The sequence below is a fragment of the Streptomyces sp. NPDC006872 genome (genome assembly GCF_040635845.1).
Taxonomy (GTDB): Bacteria; Actinomycetota; Actinomycetes; order Streptomycetales; family Streptomycetaceae; genus Streptomyces.
The window spans coordinates 220,105-246,489 of the sequence record NZ_JBEYIL010000009.1 but is presented as its reverse complement, the minus strand read 5'-3'; the positions used below and the strand labels follow the sequence as shown (position 1 = coordinate 246,489).

Annotated in this window: 22 protein-coding genes; 11 read left to right on the top strand and 11 right to left on the bottom strand. The window is 71.3% G+C overall.

Going from position 1 to position 26,385, the window contains the following annotated elements; all coding sequences use genetic code 11:
* Positions 1-288 precede the first annotated feature (288 nt).
* The 4 genes from ABZ725_RS27000 to ABZ725_RS26985 are packed head-to-tail and all read right to left on the bottom strand — an operon-like array spanning position 289 to position 5,252.
* Entirely contained in the window at positions 289-1,629 is a 1,341-nt protein-coding gene (locus ABZ725_RS27000; RefSeq protein WP_358805146.1) for an AAA family ATPase, read from the bottom strand.
* Positions 1,626-3,224 carry a hypothetical protein gene (locus ABZ725_RS26995; RefSeq protein WP_358805145.1) on the bottom strand — a complete coding sequence of 533 codons (1,599 nt, stop codon included), beginning with the start codon at positions 3,222-3,224 and terminating at the stop codon, positions 1,626-1,628. Before ABZ725_RS26995 ends, ABZ725_RS27000 begins: the two co-directional genes overlap by 4 nt.
* Positions 3,215-4,348, bottom strand: coding sequence for a hypothetical protein (locus tag ABZ725_RS26990; protein WP_358805306.1), 1,134 nt, complete (start codon positions 4,346-4,348; stop codon positions 3,215-3,217). The genes ABZ725_RS26995 and ABZ725_RS26990 overlap by 10 nt, the downstream gene beginning before the upstream one ends.
* A complete protein-coding gene (locus ABZ725_RS26985) occupies positions 4,299-5,252 on the bottom strand; it encodes a phosphatase PAP2 family protein (RefSeq protein WP_358805144.1) in 954 nt (317 codons plus the stop codon). The genes ABZ725_RS26990 and ABZ725_RS26985 overlap by 50 nt, the downstream gene beginning before the upstream one ends.
* A gap of 223 nt (positions 5,253-5,475) precedes the next feature.
* On the opposite strand from ABZ725_RS26985, the gene ABZ725_RS26980 reads away from it, so the two are divergent.
* Positions 5,476-6,069, top strand: coding sequence for a histidine phosphatase family protein (locus tag ABZ725_RS26980; protein ID WP_358805143.1), 594 nt, complete (start codon positions 5,476-5,478; stop codon positions 6,067-6,069).
* 32 nt (positions 6,070-6,101) lie between these two features.
* Here the strand turns inward: ABZ725_RS26980 and ABZ725_RS26975 are convergent, their stop codons facing one another.
* Positions 6,102-7,562: a hypothetical protein gene (locus ABZ725_RS26975; RefSeq protein WP_358805142.1), complete on the bottom strand. Its 1,461-nt coding sequence runs from the start codon at positions 7,560-7,562 to the stop codon at positions 6,102-6,104.
* Positions 7,563-7,829: 267 nt separating this feature from the next.
* Here ABZ725_RS26975 and ABZ725_RS26970 point away from each other — a divergent pair, with 267 nt between their 5' ends.
* Entirely contained in the window at positions 7,830-8,219 is a 390-nt protein-coding gene (locus ABZ725_RS26970) for a hypothetical protein (protein ID WP_358805141.1), read from the top strand.
* Positions 8,220-8,297: 78 nt separating this feature from the next.
* The gene (locus ABZ725_RS26965) at positions 8,298-9,167 is read left to right on the top strand and encodes a fused MFS/spermidine synthase (protein ID WP_358805140.1); all 870 of its coding nucleotides are present in this window, start codon (positions 8,298-8,300) and stop codon (positions 9,165-9,167) included.
* 35 nt (positions 9,168-9,202) lie between these two features.
* On the opposite strand, the gene ABZ725_RS26960 is transcribed toward ABZ725_RS26965, so the two are convergent.
* The gene (locus ABZ725_RS26960; RefSeq protein WP_358805139.1) at positions 9,203-9,742 is read right to left on the bottom strand and encodes a hypothetical protein; all 540 of its coding nucleotides are present in this window, start codon (positions 9,740-9,742) and stop codon (positions 9,203-9,205) included.
* A gap of 122 nt (positions 9,743-9,864) precedes the next feature.
* Here ABZ725_RS26960 and ABZ725_RS26955 point away from each other — a divergent pair, with 122 nt between their 5' ends.
* The 7 genes from ABZ725_RS26955 to ABZ725_RS26925 all read left to right on the top strand — a co-directional run bounded on the left by ABZ725_RS26955 (position 9,865) and on the right by ABZ725_RS26925 (position 18,726).
* Positions 9,865-10,578, top strand: a complete 714-nt coding sequence (locus ABZ725_RS26955; RefSeq protein ID WP_358805138.1) for a response regulator transcription factor — start codon at positions 9,865-9,867, stop codon at positions 10,576-10,578.
* The gene (locus ABZ725_RS26950; protein WP_358805137.1) at positions 10,575-11,945 is read left to right on the top strand and encodes a HAMP domain-containing sensor histidine kinase; all 1,371 of its coding nucleotides are present in this window, start codon (positions 10,575-10,577) and stop codon (positions 11,943-11,945) included. Before ABZ725_RS26955 ends, ABZ725_RS26950 begins: the two co-directional genes overlap by 4 nt.
* A 249-nt stretch (positions 11,946-12,194) precedes the next feature.
* The gene (locus ABZ725_RS26945; protein ID WP_358805136.1) at positions 12,195-13,511 is read left to right on the top strand and encodes an ABC transporter substrate-binding protein; all 1,317 of its coding nucleotides are present in this window, start codon (positions 12,195-12,197) and stop codon (positions 13,509-13,511) included.
* Positions 13,508-14,488 carry a sugar ABC transporter permease gene (locus ABZ725_RS26940; RefSeq protein ID WP_351906727.1) on the top strand — a complete coding sequence of 327 codons (981 nt, stop codon included), beginning with the start codon at positions 13,508-13,510 and terminating at the stop codon, positions 14,486-14,488. Before ABZ725_RS26945 ends, ABZ725_RS26940 begins: the two co-directional genes overlap by 4 nt.
* The gene (locus tag ABZ725_RS26935) at positions 14,485-15,369 is read left to right on the top strand and encodes a carbohydrate ABC transporter permease (protein ID WP_351906724.1); all 885 of its coding nucleotides are present in this window, start codon (positions 14,485-14,487) and stop codon (positions 15,367-15,369) included. The genes ABZ725_RS26940 and ABZ725_RS26935 overlap by 4 nt, the downstream gene beginning before the upstream one ends.
* A 28-nt stretch (positions 15,370-15,397) precedes the next feature.
* Complete coding sequence (locus ABZ725_RS26930) at positions 15,398-16,711, top strand: glycoside hydrolase family 36 protein (protein ID WP_358805135.1); 1,314 nt, start codon at positions 15,398-15,400, stop codon at positions 16,709-16,711.
* Positions 16,708-18,726, top strand: a complete 2,019-nt coding sequence (locus ABZ725_RS26925) for a beta-galactosidase (RefSeq protein ID WP_358805134.1) — start codon at positions 16,708-16,710, stop codon at positions 18,724-18,726. Before ABZ725_RS26930 ends, ABZ725_RS26925 begins: the two co-directional genes overlap by 4 nt.
* Positions 18,727-18,819: 93 nt before the next feature.
* On the opposite strand, the gene ABZ725_RS26920 is transcribed toward ABZ725_RS26925, so the two are convergent.
* The gene (locus ABZ725_RS26920) at positions 18,820-19,497 is read right to left on the bottom strand and encodes a macro domain-containing protein (RefSeq protein WP_358805133.1); all 678 of its coding nucleotides are present in this window, start codon (positions 19,495-19,497) and stop codon (positions 18,820-18,822) included.
* A gap of 112 nt (positions 19,498-19,609) precedes the next feature.
* On the opposite strand from ABZ725_RS26920, the gene ABZ725_RS26915 reads away from it, so the two are divergent.
* Entirely contained in the window at positions 19,610-21,229 is a 1,620-nt protein-coding gene (locus ABZ725_RS26915; protein ID WP_358805132.1) for an ADP-ribosyltransferase domain-containing protein, read from the top strand.
* 135 nt (positions 21,230-21,364) lie between these two features.
* On the opposite strand, the gene ABZ725_RS26910 is transcribed toward ABZ725_RS26915, so the two are convergent.
* The 4 genes from ABZ725_RS26910 to ABZ725_RS26895 form a co-directional block, all read right to left on the bottom strand.
* A complete protein-coding gene (locus tag ABZ725_RS26910) occupies positions 21,365-22,795 on the bottom strand; it encodes a GH1 family beta-glucosidase (protein WP_358805131.1) in 1,431 nt (476 codons plus the stop codon).
* A 103-nt stretch (positions 22,796-22,898) separates the two neighbouring features.
* Entirely contained in the window at positions 22,899-23,795 is an 897-nt protein-coding gene (locus ABZ725_RS26905) for a carbohydrate ABC transporter permease (protein WP_351906813.1), read from the bottom strand.
* A 32-nt stretch (positions 23,796-23,827) separates the two neighbouring features.
* Entirely contained in the window at positions 23,828-24,838 is a 1,011-nt protein-coding gene (locus tag ABZ725_RS26900; protein WP_358805305.1) for a sugar ABC transporter permease, read from the bottom strand.
* A 5-nt stretch (positions 24,839-24,843) separates the two neighbouring features.
* Positions 24,844-26,172: an ABC transporter substrate-binding protein gene (locus tag ABZ725_RS26895; protein ID WP_358805130.1), complete on the bottom strand. Its 1,329-nt coding sequence runs from the start codon at positions 26,170-26,172 to the stop codon at positions 24,844-24,846.
* Between the last annotated feature and the right edge of the window lie 213 nt (positions 26,173-26,385).

Genomic DNA, 26,385 nt, shown 5'->3' with positions numbered 1-26,385 from the left:
GTTTCGGATGCGGACCACCTTCCATTGTCCCCCGGTGGCGCAAGAGGCACTCGGCCCCGAACTCTCAAGCTTCCCGAGCGACACGATGTTCCCGGCCGACGGAAGGGGAGCGGGCCGGTCACGGTGCCCAGGGCACGCGGTGTTCCGTCAGGTGTGCCAGTACCGCGTGGTTGGCCTCCCAGCCGTCCGGGCTGTGTTCTTCGGCCGCCTCCGGCGGCGTGCCGGACTCCGTCCGGCGAGGGGGCGGCGCTGCGGTCGGCCCCGGTTGGCGAGCGGGCGGCGGGCCGGTCACGGTGCCCAGGGCACGCGGTGTTCCGTCAGGTGTGCCAGCACCGCGTGGTTGGCCTCCCAGCCGTCCGGGAACTTCACGAGGGTTCCCAGCTGGACGGGTTCCGTCGAGGGGTATTCGTCCAGGAGGTCGCCGACGCCTGCTCGGCAGACGACCACGCACGCGTGGCGGTGCCGGGAGGCCAGGACGCACAGGCGGCCCGTCTCCAGGTGGAAGGCGGTGGCGTCGGGGCGCCCGGAGAGCGGGTGCAGGATGACCGTGACGTCGAACTCCATGCCCTGGAGCCGGTTCGCGGTGTCCACGGTGACGTCCACGACGCCCAGCTCCGCCAGTGCCGCCCGTACCGCCGCCGCCTGGTCGCGGTGGGCCGTGCCCACGGCGACCCGGGCGGCCGTCAGCGGGGTCGGGTCGGGGGAGCGCTCCGAGGTGGCCGCGCCGCCTCGGTCCAGCAGCCGCCGGACCACCGACGCGACCGCCCGCACCGCCTCCGGGTCGGTGCGAGGCGTGTGCCGAGCGGGCAGCTCCAGCAGGCCCCAGCCCGACTCCGCCGCCTCGTCGATCACCCGGTCGGCGCCGGAGCCGTCCGACGCGACCGCGAAGGACAGCCGCCGGTCGCCGTGCCCGGTGCCGCTGCGGAACCGGGTGTACGGGTAGAACGCGTCGGAGACGAGCGGCGCGGCCGACGCCGGGAGCCGCCAGGAGACCGGCAGCCGGTGCTGCGGCAGCTCGGGGTTGTGCGCGAGCAGCGTGCTCACCGCCGAGGCCGACGGGTCGTACGACAGGCCCGCCCACTGCTCGCCGCCCACGATCGAGAACGGGTCCAGCTGCCCCGGGTCGCCCACGAACAGCGCCCGCTCGAACAGCCCGGCCACCGCCAGCAGCCCGTCCGACCGCATCTGGTAGGCCTCGTCCACGATCGCGTGCCGCCATGGCTCGTCGACCTTCACATGCGCCCACTTCGCGGCGGTGGAGATCACCACCGGCAGCCCGGCCAGCTCCGCCGCCTTCGCCGACTTCTTCACGTTCGGCAGCTCTTCCAGCGCCTTGTCGTACGGGTCGGCGTCACTGCTGTGCAGTCGGCCCACGGCCAGCTCGGGGTTCTTCTCGGCGAGCCGCACCACCAGGTCGTCGACCTGGGCGTTGGTCTGCGCGACCACCATCAACGACCGCCCCGCATCCGCGAGTTCGAGCGCCGCGCGGACCACCAGCGTGGACTTTCCGGCCCCCGGCGGGGAGTCGACGACCACCCCGCGCGCGGTGCCGTGCAAGGTGTCCCGAAGGATCGCGTCGGTGGCGCGGCCGGCGGCGGCACCGGGGTCGAAAGCGGCCTCGGTGGTCACAGGACATCCTCCGGGGTGACGGAATCGGGGACTTCGGGCGCCTGCTCCCCGGGCGGCCCGCCGTGCGTCCACGGCGTGTCCTCCGGGTCGGGCAGCTTCGCGCCGCCGCGCTGTTCGTGCTCGAAGAGCGTGAAGCAGAGCAGATCGCCCTTCTCCGGCACCGACCCCTGCTCGGGTTCCTTGCCGCGGCCCATCTTGTCGACGATCCGCAGCACCAAGAGGCCTTCGTCCTCCTCGCCGTCCCGCTGCACGAACTCCGCCGCCTGCGGCTTCCCGCCCAGCGACCGGTAGACCTTCGCCCGCTCGGCGAGCTGCGGCCGGTCGTCCGTCCGCACGGTGACCAGCGGGCGCGGGCTCGGCCGCTTGCTCTCGCTGTACTGCATGACGACGTCCACGACCTCGCCCGCGAACGCCTCCCCGCCCAGCCGCCGCCCCGCCATGACCAGCGGGTCGTCCAGCGCCTCCTGGGCCTCCAGACGGGCCTGTTCGCGCTCGCGCGTGGCGAGCTTGTTGGCGGCGGTCACCGCGTCGTCCCGGCGCGGCTGCGGGGGCTCGCCGGCCACGACCCGGTCGCGGTGGCCGGTGAACGACCAGCGGTCGCGGGTCCACCGCTCCTCGACATGCGCGCCCTCGGGCAGCGCCCGCAGCAGGTCGAGGCCCTCCCACACCCTGTTCCAGGTGGGCAGCGTCCGGCTCCGCACCAGCTCGTGGATCTCCCGCTCGGCGGCGGTGAGCGCGCCCAGCCGGTCGTCGGCCTGCAGACCGTCCTCGGCGGCGGCCAGGGCGGTGCGTGCGCGGTCGTAGCGCTCGATGGCGGGGGCGAGCAGCCTGTTGTCGAACGCGGGATCGGTCGCCGGGCCGGCCGGCGGGCACAGCAACTGCCCGTCCGCGTCCCGCGCGAGCTCGGCCCGCAGCGCCGCCTCGGTGCCCGTCTCGCCGTCCGGCGGGGCGATCCAGGCGAGCAGCGCCCCCAGGTGCTGGTCCTCCAGGCTGGACTGTCCGGTCGCCCAGTGCCGGCCCAGCAGCTCCGTGAGCGCCACCAGCAGCGAGGATCCGGGCACCCGGGACCGCTCCCCGAAGTGGGTCAGCCACCGCCCGAGCAGCGGCACGCGCGGGGGCGCGGGATACGGCGTCTCCGGATCCTGCTCCGCCGTCCGCCGGAAGCGCATGGAGCGGCCCAGCAGACGGACGAGGTCGACGCCCGCGCGGCTCGGGACGATCAGCTGGGGCGCGTCGGCGCACAGCTCGACCTCGACCTTGACGCGTTTGCCGGTCTCCGGGTCGGTCTCGCTGCGCTCGGCGGCCTCCACGGCCTCGGCGTAGGAGTCGATGTACGGCAGGACGACGTCGGCCAGTTCGGCGAGGAACGCGAACCGCAGATCGCGATCGCGCGGCTGCGGTACGACGAGCAGCCGCGGCGCGGCCCGGTCGGTGCCGACCAGTGCGCCCAGCGGGGCGCCGGCCTCACCGGCGGTGGTCAGCGGCACGAAGACCAGCGGCCGGTCGGACAGCCGTCGGTGCAGGGCGGTGGCGATGGGCTGGGCGCGGCCGCTGCTGACGGCCTCCAGCCGGGCGAGGGCGGCGATCAGCGACACATCGCCCCCAGGGTTTCGCTCAGGGCTTCGGTGCGCAGCTCGGCCGCTCTGCGCAGCGCGGCCACCGCCGGATCGTCCGGATCCCCGGCCTCCCCGCGGGCCGCCGCCAGAACGGCCTCGACGGTCGTCAGCCCGCCCAGTTCGGCACGCACCGACCGGCCCAGCGAGGTGACGGCGCCGGCCGCGCGGGAGCGGTCGCGGCAGTGGAACGCCATTTCGCAGGCGGCCAGGCACTCGGGCGCATACGTCGCCGGGACGGCCTCGACGGCCGCCGTGAGCTGTTCGGCGGGCAGCTCGGGGGAGAAGCAGGTGCCTTCGGGGAGGGCGTCGGCGATGTCCTGGATGCGGGTGAGGCGGGCCAGCTGGCGGCTGGTGACCGCGCGCTGCTTGCGCACGTCCACGGCGGAGGCGGTGGGCAGGTTGGAGAAGTCCTTGGGGCAGACCAGCAGCACGCGGTGGCGTACGCGCGGGGCCGGGTCGAGACGGGCGGCGACCTGCTCGAGGGCGAGGACGTAGACCGCGGCCTGGCGGGCGGCCGCGCCGACCTTCGCGGGGTCCGCCGAACCGTCCAGCATGGGGAAGGACTTGATCTCCACGACCGTCCAACTGCCGTCCGGGTGCACCACCACCGCGTCCGGCTCCAGGAAGGCGGGGGAGCCGGCGACGTCGAGCGCGATCATCGGGTGGTCCAGGAGCGTCCATGTGCCGGTCGCCTCGGTGGCCTCGCGCAGCGCCAGCGCGGTGCGGGCGGTGCGGCCCTCGGGGCCGATCGCGGACAGGTCGGGCACGGCGGCGGCGACGGGCGGCGCGGCGGCCGGGTCCAGCCGCTCGTGCACCAGCCGCAGCAGTTCCGCGCCGCCGTCCGCCTTCACCTTCGCCTCGAACGCGTTGCCACGCGTGAGGGCGAACTGGGACTGCCCGAAGGCCGACGGCGAGCCCAGCGCGTCCGCCAGCGCGGCCTTGTTCACCCCGGCGCCGTCGAGGATCGCGCGCCGCTTGCAGCCCGGGTTCGCGGCCAGCGCCGCGAGGGCCCGGGCGTCCAGCGCCTTGGCCGGTACGTCGGGGCCGCGCAGCTCAGCGAGCCGCTGCCGGAGCGCCGTCCCCCGCGTCCGAGGGAGAGGCACTCGGCTCGGCTCCGGGTCGAAGCCGTTGCTCGCGCTGCCGTGGAATTCGCTCACCCGGGGAAGTCTGGCATCCGCCACTGACAATCGAGGCCGAAGCGCCCTGAGAGTCCGCCGGGACCAGCGGGACCCGGTCCGCGAACCACACCCGGGCGCGGTTCGCGCTCCGCATCGCCAACGGCGTCAGCAGCAGCCCCACGCCCATCACGGCCGCGCCCGCGACCGCGTCGAGGAAGTAGTGGTTGGCGGTGCCCATCACCACGATCGTCGTGACCAGCGGGTAGACGACGGCCGCCGTCTTCGCCAGGCGGGTGCCGCCGTGGCGCCACAGGATCACCCCGCACCACAGGGCCCAGCCCACGTGCAGACTCGGCATGGCCGCGTACTGGTTGGTCATGCCGCCCATGCCGCGCGGCGCGCTCGCCTCGCCGCCCCACCAGCCGTACGAGCTGTACTGGGCCATCGTGTCCACGAAGCCGTGGCTCGCCGACAGCAGCCGGGGCGGGCAGGTGGGCAGCAGCGTGAAGCCGATGAGGCCCATGAACGTGGACGTCATCAGCCAGGTGCGGGCCGCCCGGTAGTGCAGGGACCGGGACCGGAAGAGCCAGATCAGGATCGCGGGCGTCACCAGGTAGTGCAGCGAGGCGTACCAGAAGTCGGCCGGCACGCCGATCCACGCCTCGCTCCTGAACAGCCGGTTGAGCGGGTGCTCGGCGTTGATGTGCAGGAACTTCTCGATGCGCAGGATCGCCAGGCCGTGGTCGACGGCGGTCGTCACATCGCCCCGAGCGAGCAGCCGGCCCCCCGAGTAGCAGGCGTACACCAGCAGGATCAGAGGCAGCTCGGTCCACCAGCGCAGCCTTGTCCGCGGGGCCGCCTCGGTGCCTGGTGTCTCGGTCTGCGGCATCCGATCGCCTCCCCCTTCATGTCGCTGTGTCGTCGCTGCGGCGCCTCTGGCGCGGGACGGGCCACTTTACGGCGTATGTTCGCGCTCGGAATGAGCGCCCCGGCTCTCAAAGACGCTGAGATCGCCCACCGGGTTGCCCCTGTTCAGGGTGAGCGATGATGGAGGGGTCCCGCCTCTGATTTCTCCCCTGGTCCCTGCCAGGGTTTCCCCGGAAAGGTCCCCCATGGCACCGCGCATTCTGCTGGCTCGGCACGGGCAGACGGAGTGGTCGCTGTCCGGCAGACACACCGGCAGGACCGACGTGCCCCTCTTGGAGGAGGGCCGCCGGGGCGCGAAACTGCTCGGCGAGCGGCTGCACCGGGCGCCCTTCGACGGTCTCGCCGACCTCGAGATACGCACCAGCCCGCTGGCACGCGCGCGGGAGACGTGCGAACTCGCCGGCTTCGGCGAGCGGGCCATGCGCTGGGACACCCTCATGGAGTGGCACTACGGCGCCTACGAGGGTCTGACCCCCGCCGAGATCCAGGCCGTCCGGCCCGGCTGGCTCATCTGGCGCGACGGCGTCCCCGAGGGCGAGACCCTCGCCGAGGTGACCGCCCGCGCCGACGAGGTCGTCGCCTGGGCCCGCTCGGCCGACCGGGACGTCCTGGTCTTCGCCCACGGTCACATCCTCCGTTCCATCGGGGCACGCTGGCTGGGTCTGCCGCTGGACTTCGCGGCCCGAATACGCCTGAACCCGACGTCCCTGTCGATCCTGGGCTGGGCCTACGGCGAACCGGCGATCGAGAGCTGGAACGACCTCGGGCACCTCGGGTAGGACTCCCTGCGGGGTTCGGCGCCGTGCGGGGCTCAGGCCTTCCGCGGCGTCGAGGCGTGCCGCTCCAGGAAGGTCGAGACGCCGCCCGCCCGCCGGTGCGGCAGCAGCACCCGCGCCGTTCCCGCCAGCATCGTCTGGATCCGGGACGACTGGACCTGGTCCAGCAGGTCGAGGACCCGGATCCCGGCCACCGCGGCCTCGTCGGGACGGCCGCCCCGCGCGAGGTCGTCCGCCAGCTCGGCCGTGTACAGGGCGATGTTCCGGGTGAAGTGCGGGTCCTGGAGGTCCGCCGCCCGTCGCGCGTGCCGGGCGGCGCGCGGCCAGTCGCCCAGCGTGGACCAGCACTGCGCCTTGAGCCCCTCCAGCTCGGCCTCGCCGTAGAAGCTCATCCACTCGGGGTCGTTGTCGCAGGGCCCGCGGTCGTAGAGGGCCTGCGCACGGACGAGAGCCTGCTCACAGCCGGCGCGGTCGGTGAGCCCCGCCCAGCCGCCCGCCTCGCGCAGCGCGAGCAGCGACATCAGCCGGGGCGAGCCCAGCGGACGGGCGACGCGCTGGGCGGCCTGGGCGGCGCGGACGGCCTCGCGGGGCCGGCCGGCGTCCCGCGCGAGGAACGCCGTGTTGCAGAAGGCGTGCGCCTCCAGCGCCTGGTCCCCGGTCATCCGGGCGGTCGCCAGGGCCTCGGCGTAGTGCGAGCGGGCGTCGTCGAAGCGGCCCGAGTCGTGCGCGAGCCAGCCGACGGAGATGGCGAGCTCACCGGCGCCCGAGTGCAGCCGGTCGGCGGTCGTCTGGCGGGTCGTCCCGGCGTCCAGCAGCGCGTAGGCGGCGCGCAGCGGGGCGGCCGCGCGCCGGTAGAGGCCGTCGGCCCCGTGCCGGTCGTCCAGCAGCCGGATCCTGCGGACCGCTTCTTCCAGGGCGCCCGCCTCGCTCGTCCCCACGCGGCGCACGGGACGTTCCGCCGCCGATGCGTCGGGGGCGAGCCTCAGGGGGCCCAGAGTGGCGGCGGCCATGGTGGCGCCTCCGCCGGTCATGAATGCGCGACGCAGCACGTCGCTCTCCTCGTGGTTGTGGTACTTGTCGTACGGGTCCTGCGTGTCATACGGCTCATGCGCCCCACCCGTCTCACCCGTGTCCCGCTCGTCACTGGTAGTGCGCTCCGGTCTTGTGGTGTGCGCACAGGGCGCGTCCTCGGCTGTGCGCGCCCCTCGTCCGCGCACGGACGCGCGGGGCGCGAACCCCAGGTCGACAAGCGTGCGACCGGGGAACATGTGCAGGAACACCCGCTCGTACGCGTAGTTGGGGCAGCGGATCTCGCCCGACTCGACCCGACCGATGTAACGCGCGTCACAGCTGACCAGCTCGCCGATCTCGCGAGCGGCCCGCCGTACGAGCGCGGCGAACTCGGCCGGCGAGCGCTGTCCGCGCAGGTGCCGGAAGGCGAGGTTGGGCCGTGGTGGCCGGTCGGGCCGAGGTGGGGTCACCGTTGACGACGCCATGGCCGGGTCCTCTCGTGCGAACCGTCGAACCATGCCGGATTCGGGGTGACTTGTCCGTGTGGCACCCTTGTTCCCGGCGGGCAAGAACGTACCTGCTGTGGTCGGGCCGCCATGCGGTGTTTGGCTACAAACCGGATATCTCATCCGTGATCTGCCATGAACTGCCATCCTTTGCGGCGGACTTCCGCCGTAGCCCTTGACGCGCCCGGGCGTTGAGCCTTGTGGACCCGGACAGGTCCTACAGCGGGCTGCGCGGTGGAGGCCGGAATGGAGACCAGCCAGAGCAACGATCCTTGTATGCCGTCGGGGGCGGCGTGCGACCTAGTGACGGTGCCCACCCGTCAGGGGCTGGAGGCGGTCGACATCCTGCGGAGAGCGTCGGCGGGGGACGGAGTGGGACCCGTCCTGCACGACGACGGCGACGACACCCTCGGCTTCGTCGTGCCGGCCGGGACGGCGGCGGCCTGGGACGTGCCGGGCAGCACCTGCACGGAGACCGACGGCCGGGGACTGAGACTCGTCCCCGAGCCCCCGAACGAGGGCTCGGACTGGCTGGTGCCCCCCGGCGAGGCGGACCTCGCGACGGATCCGGCGGTGCTGCGCCGGGCGTTGGGCGAGGCGGCCCGGCTGATCGAGGCGGCGGACAGCTGCCGTTGAGCCGGTGTCCGTGACCTGCCTCGTCGCCGGGATCGACTGAGCGCGCGGGGAGCGCCCGCGGCCTGCGAAAATGCTGCCATGGCAAAGTCCAGGAACACCCGGCGCGAGCGGGACGCCGACGCTGCCGTCGTCGAGACGGTCGACGGCGGCCTCGCCCAGCTCATACCCGACCGGGACCGGGCGCGGGCCTGGACGCTGCTCATCGACGGAGCCCCGCAGTCGCACGTCGACCTCGACGACCCCGCCTTTCTCTCCTTCGAGTACCAGCGGCGCCTCGGTCATGTCATCGACCTCACCGCCCCACCCGGCAAGCCCCTGCAGGTCGTGCACCTCGGCGGCGGCGCCTTCACCCTCGCGCGCTATGTCGCCGCGACCCGGCCCCGCTCCACCCAGCAGATCGTCGAACGGGACGCGGCCCTCGTCCAACTGGTACGCCGGGAGCTGCCGTTGGACCCGGGGGCGCGGATCAGGGTGAGGTCCCTCGACGCCCGGGAAGGTCTCGCCAAGGTGCCGGACGGGTGGGCGGATCTCGTCGTGGCCGACGTGTTCAGCGGCGCCCGCACCCCCGCCCACCTCACCTCGACCGAGTTCCTCGACGAGGTCCGCAGGGCGCTGAAGCCCGGCGGGAGCTACGCCGCCAACCTCGCCGACGGCCCGCCGCTCGCGCACCTGCGCGGCCAGATCGCCACCGCGGCGGCCCGTTTCCCGCACCTCGCGCTGGTCGCCGACCCGACCGTGCTGCGGGGCAAACGGTTCGGCAACGCCGTGCTCGTCGCCTCCGACCTGTCCCTGCCGATCGCCGAACTGACCCGCCGGGCCGCCTCCGACCCGCACCCGGGCCGGGTCGAGCACGGCCGCGCGCTCACCGACTTCAGCGGCGGAGCGGCACCGGTCGCGGACGCGTCGGCGGTGGCCTCACCGGCGCCGCCGCCCTCGGTGTTCCGGTAGTTCGGTGTTCCGGTGGAAGAACCGCCGTCAATGGTTCAGTAGTTCTGCACGTCGACCCGTGGCGGGCCGTCGTGCCAGGTGCAGAAGACCGTCACCCGGTCCGCGCCGGAGGCGAAGTCCACCCGGATCCAGGACTCCGTCTTCCACACCTGCACCGACCAGTTCGGGCCCGGGGTGGCCGACACGAGCGTCGCGTACGTCTCGGTCAGGTCGAGGACGACCCGGCCGCCGTCGGTGTCGTAGCTCTTGACCGTGCCGGACACCTCGGCGGACCCGCTGCCGGACGGGGTGGAGGCGACGGCCGTGCGGCTCGGCGTCGGGGACGCGGCGGGCGCGGGGGTCGTGGGCGCCGAGGGCGTCGCCGGACTCTTCGAGGCCGTCCGCGACGGGCTCGGCGAGGGCGGCGGCTCGGCCTCCCGGGTCGCCGAGTCGGCCTCGCCCACCGCCAACGGAAGGGCGCGCGGCGGGTCGTAGACGGTGCCCGCCATGACCGTGTGGACACCCCACCACGACAGCGTGACCGCCGCGCCCGTGGCCAGCGTCCAGGCCAGTACGTGTAGGAGTGCGCTCCGCATAGCGCGCCATCCTGCCTCACCCGCCTCACAGGTGTCCCCCCGAGGGGCCACCGTTTGTCCACAGCGGGGGAGTTGTCCACAGGCCCCGGCCGGGCTCGGTCGCATGGCGTAGGTTGCGGCGCATGGCAAGTGTGCTCGTGGTCGAGGACGACCAGTTCGTGCGCTCGGCGCTCATCCGGCAGCTGACCGACGCCTCGTACCTGGTGCGCAGCGTCGGCACGGCGCTGGAGGCGCTGCGCGAGGTCGCCCATTTCCGCTTCGACGTGGTCGTCCTGGACCTCGGACTGCCCGATCTGGACGGCTCCGAGGCGCTGAAGATGCTGCGCGGCATCACGGACGTGCCGGTGATCATCGCCACCGCGCGCGACGACGAGTCGGAGATCGTCCGGCTGCTGAACGCGGGCGCGGACGACTACCTGACCAAGCCGTTCTCGGCGGAGCACCTGTCGGCAAGGATGGCGGCGGTCCTGCGACGGTCCCGGCGGCCCGGCTCAGGCGACGCCCCGCCGTCCTCGCCCGTGCTGCACGTCGGCGGCCTGACCGTCGACCCGCTGCGCCGACAGGCCGAGTTGGACGGCGTCCGGCTCGACCTCACCCGCCGTGAGTTCGACCTGCTGGCCTTTCTCGCGGGCCGGCCGGGAGTCGTGGTTCCGCGCCGGGAGCTGCTTGCCGAGGTGTGGCAGCAGTCCTACGGCGACGACCAGACCATCGACGTCCATCTGTCCTGGTTGCGGCGCAAGCTGGGCGAGACGGCGGCGCGGCCGCGCTATCTGCACACCCTGCGGGGCGTCGGGGTGAAGCTCGAACCGCCGGGGGAAGCGGGGCCGGTGCGATGAGGTGGGCGCTGGTCAGGGTGTGTCTGGCGGTCACCACGATGGTCGTGGTCGCCTTCGCGGTCCCGCTCGGGCTCGTCGTCAAGGAGATGGCCCGTGACCGCGCGTTCTCCAACGCGGAGCGGGAGGCCGCGGTCGTGGTGCCGGCGTTGTCCATCACGACCGACCGGGACCAGCTGGAGCGGGTCGTGGCCTCGGCGGGCTCCGACGACGGCATGGCGGTGCACCTGCCGGCGGGCGACGGCCGGACCGCCGTCGACCTCGGCCGGCAGCGCGCCGCCGACGCGGACATCGCGGCCGTGCGGAGACTGGGCCGCGCCTCCACCACCGAGGTGCCCGGGGGATCGGCGCTGCTCCAGCCCGTGGCGCTGAGCCTGGGGACCGCGGTGATCGAGGTGTACGTGCCCGAGTCCGAGGTGAGCAACGGCGTCGGCACGGCGTGGGCGGTGCTGGCGGCGGTCGGGGCGGCGCTGGTCGTCGGCTCGGTGGCCGTCGCCGACCGGCTGGGCGTCAGGATGGTGCGGCCGGCCCGCCGACTGGTGGAGGGCGCGCACGAGTTGGGGGAGGGGAAGCTCGGGTCGAGGGTGCCGGAGGAGGGTCCGAGCGAACTGCGCCTCGCGGCGGTCGCGTTCAACTCGATGGCCGACCAGGTGGTTCAACTCCTGGCCAACGAAAGGGAGTTGGCGGCAGATCTCTCCCACCGCCTGCGCACCCCGCTCACGGTGCTCCGCCTCAACGCGGCCTCCCTCGGCGACTCCCCGGCGGCGGAGCAGACGAGGACCGCCGTCGCCCAGCTGGAGCGCGAGGTCGACACGATCATCCGCACGGCCCGGGAGGCGAAGCCGCAGACGACGGCCCCCGGTCCCGGCGCCGGATGCGACGCGGCGCAGGTGGTCCGGGAGCGGATGGCGTTCTGGTCGGCGCTCGCGGAGGACGAGGGCCGTAAGGTGCGCACGGCCGGCGTCGACCGTCCGGTGCGTGTACCCGTGGCCCGCACCGACCTGGCCGCCGCCCTGGACGCCCTCCTCGGCAATGTCTTCCGCCACACCCCGGAGGGCACGGCCTTCGCGGTCGACGTCCACAACGGCGAGGACGCGGTGATCGTCCTCGTGTCGGACGCCGGGCCGGGCATCCCCGACCCCGAGACGGCGATGGCCCGTGGCCGAGGCTCCGGAACCCCCGGCTCGACCGGCCTCGGCCTGGACATAGTCCGCCGCCTCGCGGAGTCCACCGGCGGCGACGTACGCATCGGCTCGTCGGTGCTGGGCGGCACGGAGATACGCGTCTGGATACAACTTGCCGGAAGCGACCCCGTACGAAGGGGCCACCGGGGTTCCATGCGCCGACGCGGACGCACCGCGCCCAGGTGACGGGCCCGCTGCCTGCCATCTGCTGTCACCTGCTGCGCGCTGCTCCAGCGCCTGTTGATCAAGGAATCAGTCAAAAGGTGATCAAGGCGTGTCGATTACGTTTCGACAAATGAAGCCAGTGGCTCTTGACGCATGACCGGACATACGGCTGTTATTGCGCCACCCCGTGTTCGGTCAAGTTGATTTCTGGTCGATTGCGATCAGCTTTCAGCCACACTGCGTGGCCGAACCTCGCGTCAGGAGCCGTTCATGCACCACCTCTCCCCCTCCGGCCGCATCGCTCTCCCCTCCCCGAGCCGTCGCACACTGTTGCGCGGCATAGGCGGCGCGGCCGTTCTGGGCGCAGGCATACCCCTGCTGTCCGCCTGCGGCGGCAGCGGCACCGCGGCGGACCCGAAGGCCGTCACCCTCGGCTCCAACGCCTCCGACGCCGTCCCGAAGAAGGCCTTCGCGGAGATCTACGCCGCCTTCAAGAAGCAGTCCGGGATCACGGTCGACGTGAACACCAAGGACCACAACACGTTCCAGGAGCAGATCAACTCCTACCTCCAGGGCACCCCGGACGACGTGTTCAACTGGTTCGCCGGCTACCGCATGCAGTTCTTCGCGGCCAAGAAGCTCGCCACCCCGATCGACGAGGTCTGGGACAAGATCGGCGGCAACTTCCCCGACGCGATGAAGGCGCTCAGCAAGGGCGCGGACGGCAAGTACTACTTCGTGCCGCTGTACACGTACCCCTGGGCGCTGTTCTACCGGAAGAGCGTCTTCCAGAAGTACGGCTACACCGTCCCCACCACCTGGGACCAGCTGGTCGCGCTCTGCAAGCAGATGAAGAAGGACGGGCTCGTCCCGATCGCCTTCGGCGACAAGGACGCCTGGCCCGCGCTCGGCACCTTCGACCAGATCAACTTCCGCACCAACGGCTACGACTTCCACGTCGAGCTGATGGCCGGCAAGGCCTCCTGGACCGACGCCAAGGTCCGCAAGACCTTCGACAACTGGGCCGAGATCCTCCCCTACCACCAGGACGGCGCCGTCGGCCGCACCTGGCAGGACGCCGCCCAGACCCTCGTCTCCAAGAAGGCGGGCATGTACCTGCTGGGCACCTTCGTGGGCCAGCAGTTCACCAACCAGGCCGACGCCGACGACCTCGACTTCTTCGCCTTCCCGGAGATCGACCCGGCCTACGGCCAGGACACCGTCGAGGCGCCCACCGACGGCTTCATGCTCTCCAAGGCCCCGAAGAGCAAGGACGCCGCCGTCAAGCTCCTGGAGTACCTGGGCACCCCGGAGGCCGAGTCGATCTACCTCAAGGCCGACCCGAACGTCGTCGCCGCCTCCAGCAAGGCCGACACCTCCTCGTACACGGCGCTGCAGAAGAAGGCGTACGAGATGATCAGCGGCGCCAAGCACCTCACGCAGTTCATGGACCGCGACAGCCGCCCGGACTTCACCTCGACGGTGATGCAGCCCGCGCTGCAGAAGTTCGTCCGCGACCCCAAGGGCGTCGACAGCCTGCTCACCTCGATCGAGCGCCAGAAGAAGACGATCTTCGCGTCCTCATGACCACGCCGATCAGCACCCAGAACCCGGAGGCGGCCGCCGTGCCGCCTCCGGGCCCCGCGCCTTCGAAGAAGCGGGTTCCGCAGGGCCACCGGCGCCTGCTGACCCGCCGCGACCGGTTCACGCTCGCCCTGATGGCGGGCGTGCCGACGATCCTGCACGTGGCCCTCGTCTGGCTCACCGCCCTCGCCTCCATCGCCCTCGCCTTCACCACCTGGGACGGCATCGGCTTCGACTCGATCAAGTGGGTGGGGCTGGACAACTTCCGCGAGCTGTTCACCAACAACCCGCAGTTCTGGCCCGCCGTCCAGCACAACGTCGTCTGGTTCGTCGTGCTCATCCTGATCCCGACCCCGTTCGGGCTCTTCCTGGCGATCCAGCTGGACAAGAAGATCCGGTTCAGCCGCGTCTACCAGACGGCCTTCTTCCTGCCGGTCGTGGTGTCGCTGGCGGTCACCGGATTCGTCTGGCAGCTGGTCTACAACCCCGACACCGGCCTGATCAACAGCCTCATCGGGGCCAACCAGCCGGGCCACTACATCGACTGGATCGGCGACCCCGACCTCAATCTCTGGGCCGTCCTGGTCGCCGCCTGCTGGCGGCACACCGGCTACATGATGATCCTCTACCTGGCCGGTCTGAAGGGCGTCGACCCGTCCCTGCGCGAGGCCTCCTCGCTGGACGGCGCGAACGAGTGGCAGACGTTCAAGAACGTCATCTTCCCCACCCTGCGGCCCACCAACACCGTCGTCCTCGTCGTGACGATCATCGAGGCCCTGCGCGCCTTCGACCTCGTCTTCGTCTTCAACAAGGGCGCCCAGGGCACGGAACTGCTGTCGATCCTGGTCACCAACAACATCATCGGCGAGTCCAGCCGCATCGGATACGGCTCGGCGATCGCCGTCGTCCTGCTGGTGATCTCCCTGGCCGTGATCATCCCGTACCTGATCGCGACCTTCCGGAAGGAGCGACGAGCATGAGCGCGACCCTCGTCGGCAAGCAGCGCACCCCCCTGCGCCCCGCCCGGATCCTGCTGCACGTCTTCCTCGCCGGCACGGCCCTGGCCTGGCTCGCGCCCCTGCTCTGGGCCCTGTTCGCGGCCCTGCGCCCGTACGCGGAGACCAGCGAGAAGGGCTATGTCTCCTGGCCCGACAAGCTGAGCCTCGACAACTTCACCAACGCGTTCGAGCAGTCGGACATGATGCACTACTTCGGGAACACGCTGCTGATCGCGGTCCCGGCGGTGCTGCTGACCCTGTTCCTCTCCTCCTGCGTGGCGTTCTACGTCAGCCGCTTCGACTTCCGGGTCAACCTGTTCCTGCTCCTGGTGTTCACGGCCGGCAACCTGCTCCCGCAGCAGGTGATCATCACCCCGCTGTACCGCCTGTACCTGCTGGTGGACCTCCCCGGCATCACCGTCAGCGGCAAGCTCTACGACTCCGCGCTCGGCCTGGTCCTGATCCATGTGGCGTTCCAGGCCGGTTTCTGCGCCTTCGTGCTGAGCAACTACATGCGCTCGCTGCCGCACGAGCTGACCGAGGCGGCACTCGTCGACGGCGCGTCCGTCTGGCGGCTGTACTGGCAGATCGTGCTCCCGCTGTGCAAGCCCGCGATGGCGGCCCTGGCCACCCTCCTCTCCATCTGGATCTACAACGACTTCTTCTGGGCCATCGTCCTGATCTCCACCGGTGAGAACATGCCGATCACCTCGGCCCTGAACAACCTCTCCGGCCAGTACTTCACCGACCCCAACCTGGTCGCGGCCGGCGCCCTGCTCACCGCGATCCCCACACTGATCGTGTACTTCGTGCTCCAGCGCCAGTTCGTCAGCGGCCTGACCCTGGGCGCCAACAAGGGCTGACGGCCCCCTCCCCGCGAAAGAGACACCCGTGCCCCACCCCTTCACCCCGGTGGCCTCCGTCCCCGTGGACCCCCGTCGCGCCCGCGTCCACGAGGAGGGCTGGCAGTCCTGGAGCCCCAGCGGCGCATACGCCCTCGACGCGTACCCGTACCGCCCGACGAACGACAACTGGGCGACGGTCTGCTACCGCCCGGGCGTCGGCGTCCCCGCCGGAGCCTTCCAGGGCGAGGGGCTGCTGGCCCTCGACCCCGGTGACGGATCGCCGGTACGTCTGTGGGCGGCGCCGGAGCCGACGCGCGAGGCGCCGTCCATCCGGCTGGTCGCCCAGGACGGGGTGGCCGAGATCAGCGCCGACGGCCCGGTGAAGGAGTACACGGGCACGGGGATCCAGGAGGTGCTGGCCGACTGGGCCGCCGGCCTCGGGCTCCCGGCGCCCCGCCCGGCGCCCACCGTCTGGTGCTCCTGGTACGAGTACTTCACCCAGGTCACCGAGGACGACATCCACGAGAACCTCCGCGCCATGGAGGTCCTCGACCTGCCCATCGACGTCGTCCAGATCGACGACGGCTACCAGCGCGCCCTGGGCGACTGGCTCACCCTCTCCGGCCGCTTCCGCTCCCGGGCCGGCATCGCCGACGCGATCCGCGCCCGCGGCCGCCGGGCCGGCATCTGGACGGCGCCCTTCCTGGTCGACCCGAGCAGCGAGCTGGCCGAGCGGCACCCCGACTGGCTGGTCCGGTCCGCCGACGGCGGCCTCGCGCACGCCGGCCACAACTGGGACCACGACCTGAACGTCCTGGACACCACCCACCCGGACGCGGCGGCCTACCTGACGGACGTCTTCCGGACCCTGCGCACCGAGGGCTACGACTACTTCAAGGTCGACTTCCTGTACGCGGGCGCCCTGGACGGCGTACGCCACCAGGACGTCGACGCACTGCAGGCGTACCGCTCCGGGATCGAGCTGATCCGCGAGGCGATCGGCGCGGACGCCTACCTGCTCGGCTGCGGGGCGCCCCTGTTGCCGTCCATCGGCCTGTTCGACGCGATGCGGGTCAGCCCCGACACGGCCCCGCACCGCCGTCCCGAGGCCGACGACTACAGCCAGCCCGGCCAGGACCCGGCCGAGTTCACCGGCGTCGGCCGCCAGTGGCAGCACGGCCGCCTCTGGGTCAACGACCCCGACTGCCTGATGGCCCGCCCGGCCGTGGAGACCCGTGAGCGCTGGGCCGCCCATGTCGAGGCCACCGGCGGTCTGGTCGCCTCCAGCGACCGTCTGCTCTCCCTCGACCAGTGGGGCGTGGAGACGACGCGCCGCCTCCTCGCGGGAGGCGAGCGATGAGCCGTGAACTGAACGTCCCGGGCCTCGCCTACGGCGGCGACTACAACCCCGAGCAGTGGCCCGAGGAGGTCTGGGCCGAGGACATGCGGCTCATGGTCGAGGCCGGCGTGAACATGGTCAGCGTCAACATCTTCTCCTGGGCGCTGCTGGAGCCGTCCGAGGGCGTCTACGACTACTCCCGCCTCGACCGCGTCCTCGACATGCTCTACGCCCACGGCATCGCGGCCGACCTGGCCACCCCGACGGCCGCGCCGCCGGCCTGGTTCTTCCGGGCCCACCCCGAGGCGCTGCCGGTGGACCGCGACGGCCGGCGACTGTCGTACGGCAGCCGTCAGACGTTCTGCCCGAGCAGCCCCGCGTACCGGGAGGCCGCGCTGCGGATCGCCCGCGCGCTGGGGGAGCGGTACGCCGACCACCCGGCGGTGGTCATGTGGCACGTCCACAACGAGTACGGCTGCCACAACGCGGAGTGCTACTGCGACACGAGCGCCGAGGCGTTCCGGACCTGGCTGCGCGGCAGGTACGACAACGACCTGGCCGCGCTGAACGACGCCTGGGGCACCACGTTCTGGAGCCAGTGGTACTACGACTGGGACGAGATCCTGCCGCCGCGCGCGACCGGCGCGGTCCCGAACCCGACCCACCGCCTGGACTGGCGCCGCTTCTGCAGCGACGAGCTGCTGTCGCTGTGCACGGCGGAGCGGGCGGTGCTCGCGGAGGCCGCCCCGGCGCTCCCCGCCACGACCAACTTCATGGTGATGTACAACTTCGACGCGCTGGACTACTGGCGCTGGGCACCGGAGTTGGACGTGGTCTCCAACGACCACTACCTCCGCTCGACCGACCCCGAGTCGGAGATCGACATCGCGATGAGCGGCGACGTGGTGCGCTCGCTCGCGGGCGGCCGCCCCTGGCTGCTGATGGAGCACTCGACGGGCGCGGTGAACTGGCAGCCGGTCAACCGGGCGAAGACGGCAGGGGAGTTGCGCCGCAACGCGCTCGCGCACGTGGCCCACGGCGCGGACGGCATCGCCTACTTCCAGTGGCGGGCGGCGAAGGCGGGCGCCGAACAGTGGCACTCGGCGATGCTGCCGCACGCCGGCACCGACAGCGTCATCTGGCGGGACGTGGTCGCGCTGGGCGCGGACCTGCGGGCGCTGGCGGAGGTGCGGGGCGCGGTCGGCACGGCCGAGACGGCCATCGTCTGGGACTGGGACGCCCGTTGGGCCCTGGAGCTGCCCTCACAGCCGAGCGAGGAGGTCCGCTACCTCGACCTGATCCGTTCCTGGTACGAGCCGCTGTGGCGGGCGGGCGTCGCGGTGGACTTCGTCCGCCCGGACGCGGACCTGTCGGCGTACCGCCTGGTCCTGGCCCCGAGCCTGTATCTGGTGGACGACGCGGGCGCCGCGAATCTCACCGGCTTCGCCGAGCGCGGCGGCACCCTGGCCGTCGGCTTCCACAGCGGGGCCGTGGACGTGAACTGCCATGTGCGGCTGGGCGGTTACCCGGGCGCGTTCCGGGAGGCACTGGGCGTCCGCACGGACGAGCTGTTCCCGCTGCTGCCGGGCGAGACGGTCGGCCTGACCGGCGGCGGCACGGCGTCCCTGTGGTCGGAGCGGGTGGGCCTGGCGGGCGCGGCGGCGGTGACGTCGTACACGGACGGCCCGCTGACCGACGTCCCGGCGGTGACCAGGCACGACCACGGGTCGGGAACGGCCTGGTACCTGGCGACCCTCCCCGACCCGGCCACCCTGACGGCCCTGTTGGACCGGATCCGCGAGGAGGCGGGGGTGCGGCCGGTGGCGGACGGAGTGCCGCACGGCGTGGAGGCGGCCCGACGACGCGGTGCCGACGCCGACTACCTCTTTCTGATCGACCACAGCGGGGAGGGCGCCGAGGTCGTGGTCGCCGCCGATTCGGTCGAACTCCTCGGCGGGAAGCCGGTGCCGTCGAACGGCCTGGTCTCCGTCCCGCCGGGCGGGGTGGCGGTCGTACGGGAACCGCGCGTCGGATAGCCGGGACGCAGGCCCTCCGGTTGTCCGCCGGGGGGCCTGCGGCCGACGTACCCCGATCCCGACACCCACCCCGTCACTCCGAGAGAACCCCGGTCAGCGACGGGAGGCGGAGCGCTTGGGCGGAACGATGCGCACCCGCTCTTCGGCGGGCGTGTTCTCGATGTCGTCGAGTTGCGCGACGATCGTGGCGCGCAGGTCGTCGTAGTCCTCGAAGTGGTGGTCGTTGAACAGTGTGTAGCCGGTCCACATCAGATTGGCGCACACCCGGGCCGGCACCCGGCCGGTCTGGGCACCCATGCCGACGAGCGCCACCGACTCGATGCTGCCCGGCGCCTGCTCGTTCTGCCGGTGGATCGCCTGGAACGCGGCGGCGCACGCCAGGGCCACATTCAGGGTCTCGCTCACATTCTGTGAGGACTTCTGCATCGTCGGCGTCGAGATCAGGAACTTCGGGTTGACCGCCCCGGACGGCACACACACCGCGCTTCCCACCGGGAGGCTTCCCGCGAACCGGTCGCGGATCGCCCGCTGCACGCGCAGTTGGATACCGGCTCCGAGGTGCCGCTTGACGACCGCGTCGACCCCGCCGTCCATCCGGCCCCGCGAGTTGGTCGGGCTGACCCAGGCGTCGACCTCCTCGTCGAGGATCGAGCCCTTGCGGATCTCGATCTCGGGGGTGTCGGCGAACGCCGCCCGCCAGGCCTCCACCACGCTCGCGTTGATGTCGGTCAACACGACCTTGAGCGGTGCCTGTTCGCGGTCCACGGTCATAGTGCACTCCCACGTGAGAAACGGTCTTTCCACTGCTCACGACGCTACCGTGCCCCACTGACAACGCAGTTGGGAGATCGGGTTGTCGTACCCCGCTGCTAGCCTCCCGGCCATGATCGATGCCACCACCCCCGCCCAGCCCGACCCGAACGACCCGCTGGCTCTCGCCGAACTGTTCAAGGGCGGCGGCGAGCCGTGGCTTCCCCTGCTGAAGCCGGTCATCGAGGCGCAGCCGGACGCGGCCGCGTTCATCGGCCCGGGCCGCGCCCCGCAGGTCGTTCCCGTCCGTGAACTGACCTTCCAGGCGCTCAAGCCCAACCCGCCGCACAAGTGGAAGGTCGTCGTCTTCGGCCAGAACCCCTACCCGCGGCCGGAGAGCGCCACCGGCATCGCCATGTTCGACAACACCTTCCACGACTGGAAGGACAGCCAGTTCGGCAGGGTCGTCAGCATCCGCTGCATCATCAAGGCGGCGGCGATGTGGAAGTACGGCATACCCAAGAAGACGCCGATCGCCGACATCCGCGCGCTTCTGAAGAAGCAGGACACCGTCCAGCCGCCGGAATGGTTCCAGGCGATGCTCACCCAGGGTGTGCTGCTGCTGAACGCGGCCCTCACCGCCAGCAGCGACGGGCCGAGGGGAGCCGACCCGCACACCGCGTTCTGGCGTCCGGTCGCCGAGCGGATCGTCGAGGAGATCCTCAGGGCGAAGCAGAACGCCGAGGACGACGCGGACCGTGCCGTCGTCTTCGCGTGGTGGGGCGCTCACGCGCGCAGCCTGAAGCAGGTCGTCCTGCGGCTGCAGAAGAAGTACCCGGACGTCGAGGTCCGGCACATCGACCACCCCAACCCCGCGGCGCAGGGCGACATCTTCTGCGACGACGAGCACTTCGGAACGGTGAACGCGGCCCTCGCGTCGCTGGGCGTCGACGAGATCGACTGGCTGCCGAGCAAGGGCTGGGACAAGCACGCGGCGGAGGCCGGCGGGACGGACAGCGGCACCGCCGCACGCATGGGCGCGTTCATCGCGTCCACCATGGAGCTGCACCAGCTGTACCTGGAGCGGCTTTCCAGCGTCAAGGACGAGGGACTCGTCCTCCCCGCGATCACCGGAGTGTTCGACACCCCGCTCATGGACTTCCACGACGCGGTCGCCCCGGTCGCCGAGCTGCTGTCCGGCCTTGACCGGCACGTCACGCGGTCGCACGAGTTCGGCAAGCGGCGGGCGGACGAAGCGGCCGACGGCCTGCCCGCCGACGCGATCGCCGCCCTCTACCTCTATACCTGCGAGTCCGCGTTCTACCGGGAGATCAACGCCGTCCTGCGCGCCCCGGACCGGGCCAAGGTCATCCCGTACCTGCCGTATCTGCGGCTGCTGTTCTCGGCGGTGTCGCAGCTTCCCGCCCGCACGGAGCCCCTGTGGCGCGGAGTGTCGCTGGACCTGCGTGCGCAGTACCCACTGGGGCGGACCGTGACCTGGTGGGGTGTGTCCTCGTGCACGTCCAAGATCGGCGTGGCGCGGGCGTTCCTCGGCAGCCGGGGCAAGCGGACGCTGTTCGAGGTGGTCCCCGTCCGGGCGGTGGGCATCCGCAGATTCTCCGCGTTCACCGACGAGGAGGAATTCATCCTCTCGCCGGGCACGCAGCTCAAGGTGACGGACGTAAAGGCCGAGCGGGGCGGCCTGTGCACGGTGCGACTGACCGAACTGGAGGAGCAGACCCTCGTGTCCTGACCCGGCCCCTTCAGCGGCCGAGCCTCCCGGCGCCGGCGGTCGCAAGGCAGCGGGGCGCGGCACGCCCCCTCAGCGTGCCGCGCCCCTTCCCCTATCCCCGGGTCAGATGGTCATGTGGGCCGGGTGGCCCGTCGGTCAGGCCGTTTCGACGCCCGGCAGGGTCCCCGTGCGGGCCGCCTCGCCGTACCAGTGGGCGCTCGACTTCGGGGTGCGGGCGAGCGTCGCGTAGTCGACGTAGACCGTGCCGAACCGCTTCTCGTAGCCGTACGCCCACTCGAAGTTGTCGAGAAGGGACCAGAGGTAGTAGCCGCGGACGTCCGCGCCGTCGGCGATGGCCCGGCGGACCGCCGAGAGATGGCCGTGCAGGTAGGCGATGCGCTCCGGGTCGTGGACGCGGCCGTCCGGGTCGGGCTTGTCGTCGTAGGCCGCGCCGTTCTCGGTGACGTAGAGCGGGAGGCCCGGGGCCTCGCTCGTGTAGCGCATGATCAGTTCGTGCAGGCCCGTCGGGTCGATCGTCCAGCCCATCTCGGTGCGCTCGCCCGGGGTCTGGTGGAAGGCGACGTCGTCCGCGCCCGGCCAGGGGGAGTGCTCGCTCGCGCCGTGGCCGTCCGAGCGCGGGCCCTTCACCGTGGTGTCCGCCGCCGAGACCAGCGTCGGCGTGTAGTAGTTCAACCCCAGTGCGTCCAACGGCTGGTTGATCGTGCGCAGGTCGCCGTCGAGGACGTACGACCAGTCCGTCAGCGAGGACGTGGCGGCCAGCAGCGTCTCCGGGTACGCGCCGCGCAGGATCGGACCGTGGAAGACGCCGTTGGCGAGGTCGTCGATCTTCTGGACCGCCGCCAGGTCCGCCGGATCGCCCGGCGAGAGCGGCCGCACCACCGACGAGTTGAGGCTGATCGCCACCGAGTTGCGGGCCGGCATGGCCGCGCGCAGCGCCGAAGTGCCCAGGCCGTGGGCGAGGTTGAGGTGGTGGGCCGCCTTCAGCGAGGCCGCCGGGTCGGTGCGGCCCGGTGCGTGCACGCCGGAGGCGTAGCCCAGGAACGCGCTGCACCACGGCTCGTTCAGCGTGATCCAGTTCTCCACGCGGTCGCCGAGCGCCTCCCCGACGATCTGCGCGTACTCCGCGAACCGGTACGCCGTGTCCCGCTCCGGCCAGCCGCCCGCGTCCTCCAGCTCCTGGGGGAGGTCCCAGTGGTAGAGCGTGACGGCGGGCTGGATGCCGGCCGCCAGCAGCTCGTCCACCAGACGGCGGTAGAAGTCCAGGCCCACCTGCACCGCGGGGCCGCGGCCCGTCGGCTGGACCCGGGACCAGGAGATCGAGAAGCGGTACGCGTTGAGGCCCAGCTCCGCCATCAGCGCCACGTCGTCGCGGTAGCGGTGGTAGTGGTCGACAGCGATGTCACCGGTCTCACCACCGGCGGTCCTGCCGGGCGTATGACTGAAGGTGTCCCAGATCGACGGCGTGCGGCCGTCCTCCCGCACCGCCCCCTCGATCTGGTAGGCGGAGGTCGCCGCGCCCCAGAGGAAGGCGGGAGGAAAGGTCACCGGAGTAGTGGGCTCAGGCATGGAAGCGCTCCCATGAATGGTCGGCGAGACCGACGGAGGTTGGGGGGAAGTCGTGCGGAGGGGGCCGAGGCCGCGATGACTCGACCCCCTGGAAACGAAGGCGTCAGCCCTTCACCGCGCCCTGCATGATGCCGCCCACGATCTGCTTGCCGAAGATCGCGAAGACCAGCAGCAGCGGCAGCGTGCCCAGCAGCGCGCCCGCCATGATCAGGGACTGGTCGGGGGTGTACCCGCGGCCGAGGCCCGCGACCGCCACCTGCACGGTCGGGTTGCCGGTCTGGCTCAGCACCAGGAACGGCCACAGGAAGTCGTTCCACGTCTGGACGAACATCAGCATGCCGAGCACCGCCATCGCGGGGCGCGCCGCGGGGAACACCACGTGCCACACCACGCGCCAGCTGCTCGCGCCGTCCACCCGGGCCGCCTCGATGATCTCGTCGGGCAGCGCCTGGATCAGGTACTGCCGCATGAAGAACACCCCGAACGCGCTGACCAGCGACGGCAGGATCACCGCCTGCAGCTGGTCCGTCCACTCCAGCTTGGCGACCAGCATGTACAGCGGGATCACACTCAGCTGCGGCGGCACCATCATCGTGCCGATCACGATCAGCATCAGCGCGCCCCGGCCGCGGAACCGCAGCTTGGCGAAGGCGAAGCCGGCGATCGTGGAGAGGAAGACGATGGTCGCGGCCGAAGTCCCCGCCACGATCGTCGTGTTGACGAACGCCTTGCCCAGATTGGCGTCGTTCCAGGCCACGTCCAGGTTGTGGAAGAGGTTCGAGCCGAACACGAACGGCGGCGGGTTCTGCGCCAGCCGGTTGTTGTCGCGCGAGGCGGCGATCGCCGTCCACACCAGTGGGAACAGCGAGACGATGGTGAACACGGCCAGGATCGCGTACGCGATCGGGCCGCCGTGCATCTGCCCGCCGGCCCGCGCGGACTTCGGCCGGCGCACCTTGCGGGCCGTCGGCACGGCGTCCTCGGGTGCCACGGACTTCACGGTCGTTGTCGTCGTCGTCACGGCCGGTACTCCTAACTACTGGCGCGCAGCCGGCGCGAGATGACGTAGTTGACGATGCCGACCACGATCAGGATCAGGAACATCGTCCAGGCGATCGCCGAGGCCCGGCCCAGGTGCTGGTTCACCCAGCCCTGCTCGTACAGATACAGGCCCAGCGTCTGGAACTGGTGCTCCGCACCGCCCGACGCGCCCTTGTTGGCGTCGAACAGCAGCGGCTCGCCGAACAGCTGACTCGCGCCGATCGTCGAGACGACGACCGTGAACAGGATCGTCGGCCGCAGCGACGGCAGCGTGACGTGCAGGAACTGCTTCCAGCGGCTCGCGCCGTCCAGCGCCGCCGACTCGTACAGATCCTGCGGGATCGCCTGCATCGCGGCCAGATAGATCAGCGCGTTGTAGCCCGTCCACCGCCAGACGACGATCGACGACACCGCGATCTGCGACGGCCACTTGTCGTTCTGCCAGTCGATCGCGTCGATCCCGACGAAGTGCAGCGCCCAGTTGATCATGCCGTAGTCGCGCCCGAAGAGCAGCACGAAGACGAGCGAGGCGGCCGCGATCGACGTCGCGTACGGCGCGAGCATCGCGACCCGGTAGAACGTCGAGGCGCGCAGCCTGTAGTTGAGGATGTGGGCCAGGCCCATGGCCATCAGCAACTGCGGAACGGTCGAGATGATCCCGATGGTCAGGGTGTTCTTCGCCGCGTTCCAGAAGAAGTCGTCGTCGAAGATGCGCGTGTAGTTGCGCATCCCCACCCATGTCATGTCGGTGGGCGCGGTCAGCTCCACCTGGTGCAGCGACGCCCAGCCCGTGTAGAGCAGCGGGAACAGGCCGAACGCGAGGAACAGCAGGAAGAACGGCGAGACGAACGCGTACGGGCTCCAGCGCTTGTCGCGCTGCCAGCGGCGGGACAGCCGGGCCCGATGCCGCTGCTCCGCCTCCGTGGGAACGGTGGCCGGGCGGCCCGGGGCCGCGCCCCCCTCCTTCGCGGGGGGCGCGGCGGTGTCGTGGCGGGTGGCCATGCGGGTCACTTGTCCAGGTTGTTGTCGATGGTCTTGGTCGCCGTCTTCCAGGCTTCCGCCGCCGACTTGCCCTTCGTCACGAGGATGACGCCGTTGTCGGTCAGACCCTGCTGGATGATCTGGTCCTTCGGGCCGATCACCTGCACCGGGGCGGTCTTGGCGGCCTCGGAGAAGACCGTGCCGATCGGTGAGTCACCGGTCATCTCGTTCTTCGCGCCGGTGACCTCGGGCATGGTGTACGCGCTCGGCGCGCTCGGGAAGGAGCCCTGCACCTTGAACAGCTTCGCCTGCTGCTCGGGCGCGGTCAGCCAGGTGATGAACGCCTCGGCCTCCTTCACGTGCTTGCCGCTCTTCGGGACGCCCAGGAAGGAGCCGCCCCAGTTGCCGGACTTGGGCGCGACGGCCACGTCCCACTTGCCGGCGTCCTCGGCCTTCGCCTTGCCCTTGATCGTGCCGAGCATCCACGGCGGGCAGGCGATGGTCGCGAACTTGCTGTTCGCGATCGTCGTGTCCCAGGACGGCTGGAACTGCGTCTGGGCCTGGACCAGGCCCTCCTCGGCGGCCTTCGCGGTCAGGTTGAAGGCGGCCTGCACGGCCGGGTTCGTCTTGTAGATGACCTCGCCGGCGGAGTTGTAGAACTTCTCCTTCTCACTGCTGAGGATCGCGTTGATCAGGCCGCCGGGGGAGTCCATGAAGAAGGTGCCCGCCTTGGCCTTCTTCTTGTACTGCTGGCCGGTGGCGATGAACTTGTTCCAGTCACCCGCCCACAGCTGGCCGACCGCCTCGCGGTCGGTGGGCAGACCGGCCGCTTCGAAGAGGTCCTTGCGGTAGCAGAGGGCCATCGGGCCGATGTCGGTGCCGAGACCGATCGTCTGGCCGTCCTTGGTGGTGGCCTGCGACCACTTCCAGTCCAGCCACTTGCTCTTGTCCACGCCCGAGACCTTCGACATGTCCTCGAACTTGCTCGCCTGCGTGGCCACCACCTCGGCGATGTTGCCGACTTCGATGGCCTGAACGTCCATCAGGCCGCTGTTGGTCGTGAGGTGGTTGAGAAGCGCGGGGTAGTAGTTCTCGTTCTTCTCGGTGACGTTCTCGGCGATCTTGATGTTGGGGTGGAGCTTCTCGTACTCGGTGTACAGCCCGGCTTCCTTGAAGCCCATGGTGCCGAACAGCCCCATGGTGATCGTGGTCTTGCCCTTGCCGCTGTCCGACGAGGAACCGTCGGAAGCGTCGTCGCCGCCATCGTCGGCACAGCCGGCCAGCAGCCCGGCGCCCAGCGTCGCGACGGTTGCGAGGACAACCGCCCGGCGGGCGGTTCGGGTACGTGCTCGCATTACGTCCTCCTGTTGCCCTGACGTGCCGACCCCCCGGCCAACTGCATTGTTGGGCCCGTTAGTTACTCGCTGCGGCTCGGGCGGGGAACGTGCGGGATGTGTATGTGTCAGGTACCGTGGGAGCGCTCCCACAAGTGATGTGTTGAAGAGTCGTCGGTTCGAGCGGGGGTGTCAAGGGTGGGAGCGCGGAAGGATGCGTTCAGTTATCTGCCT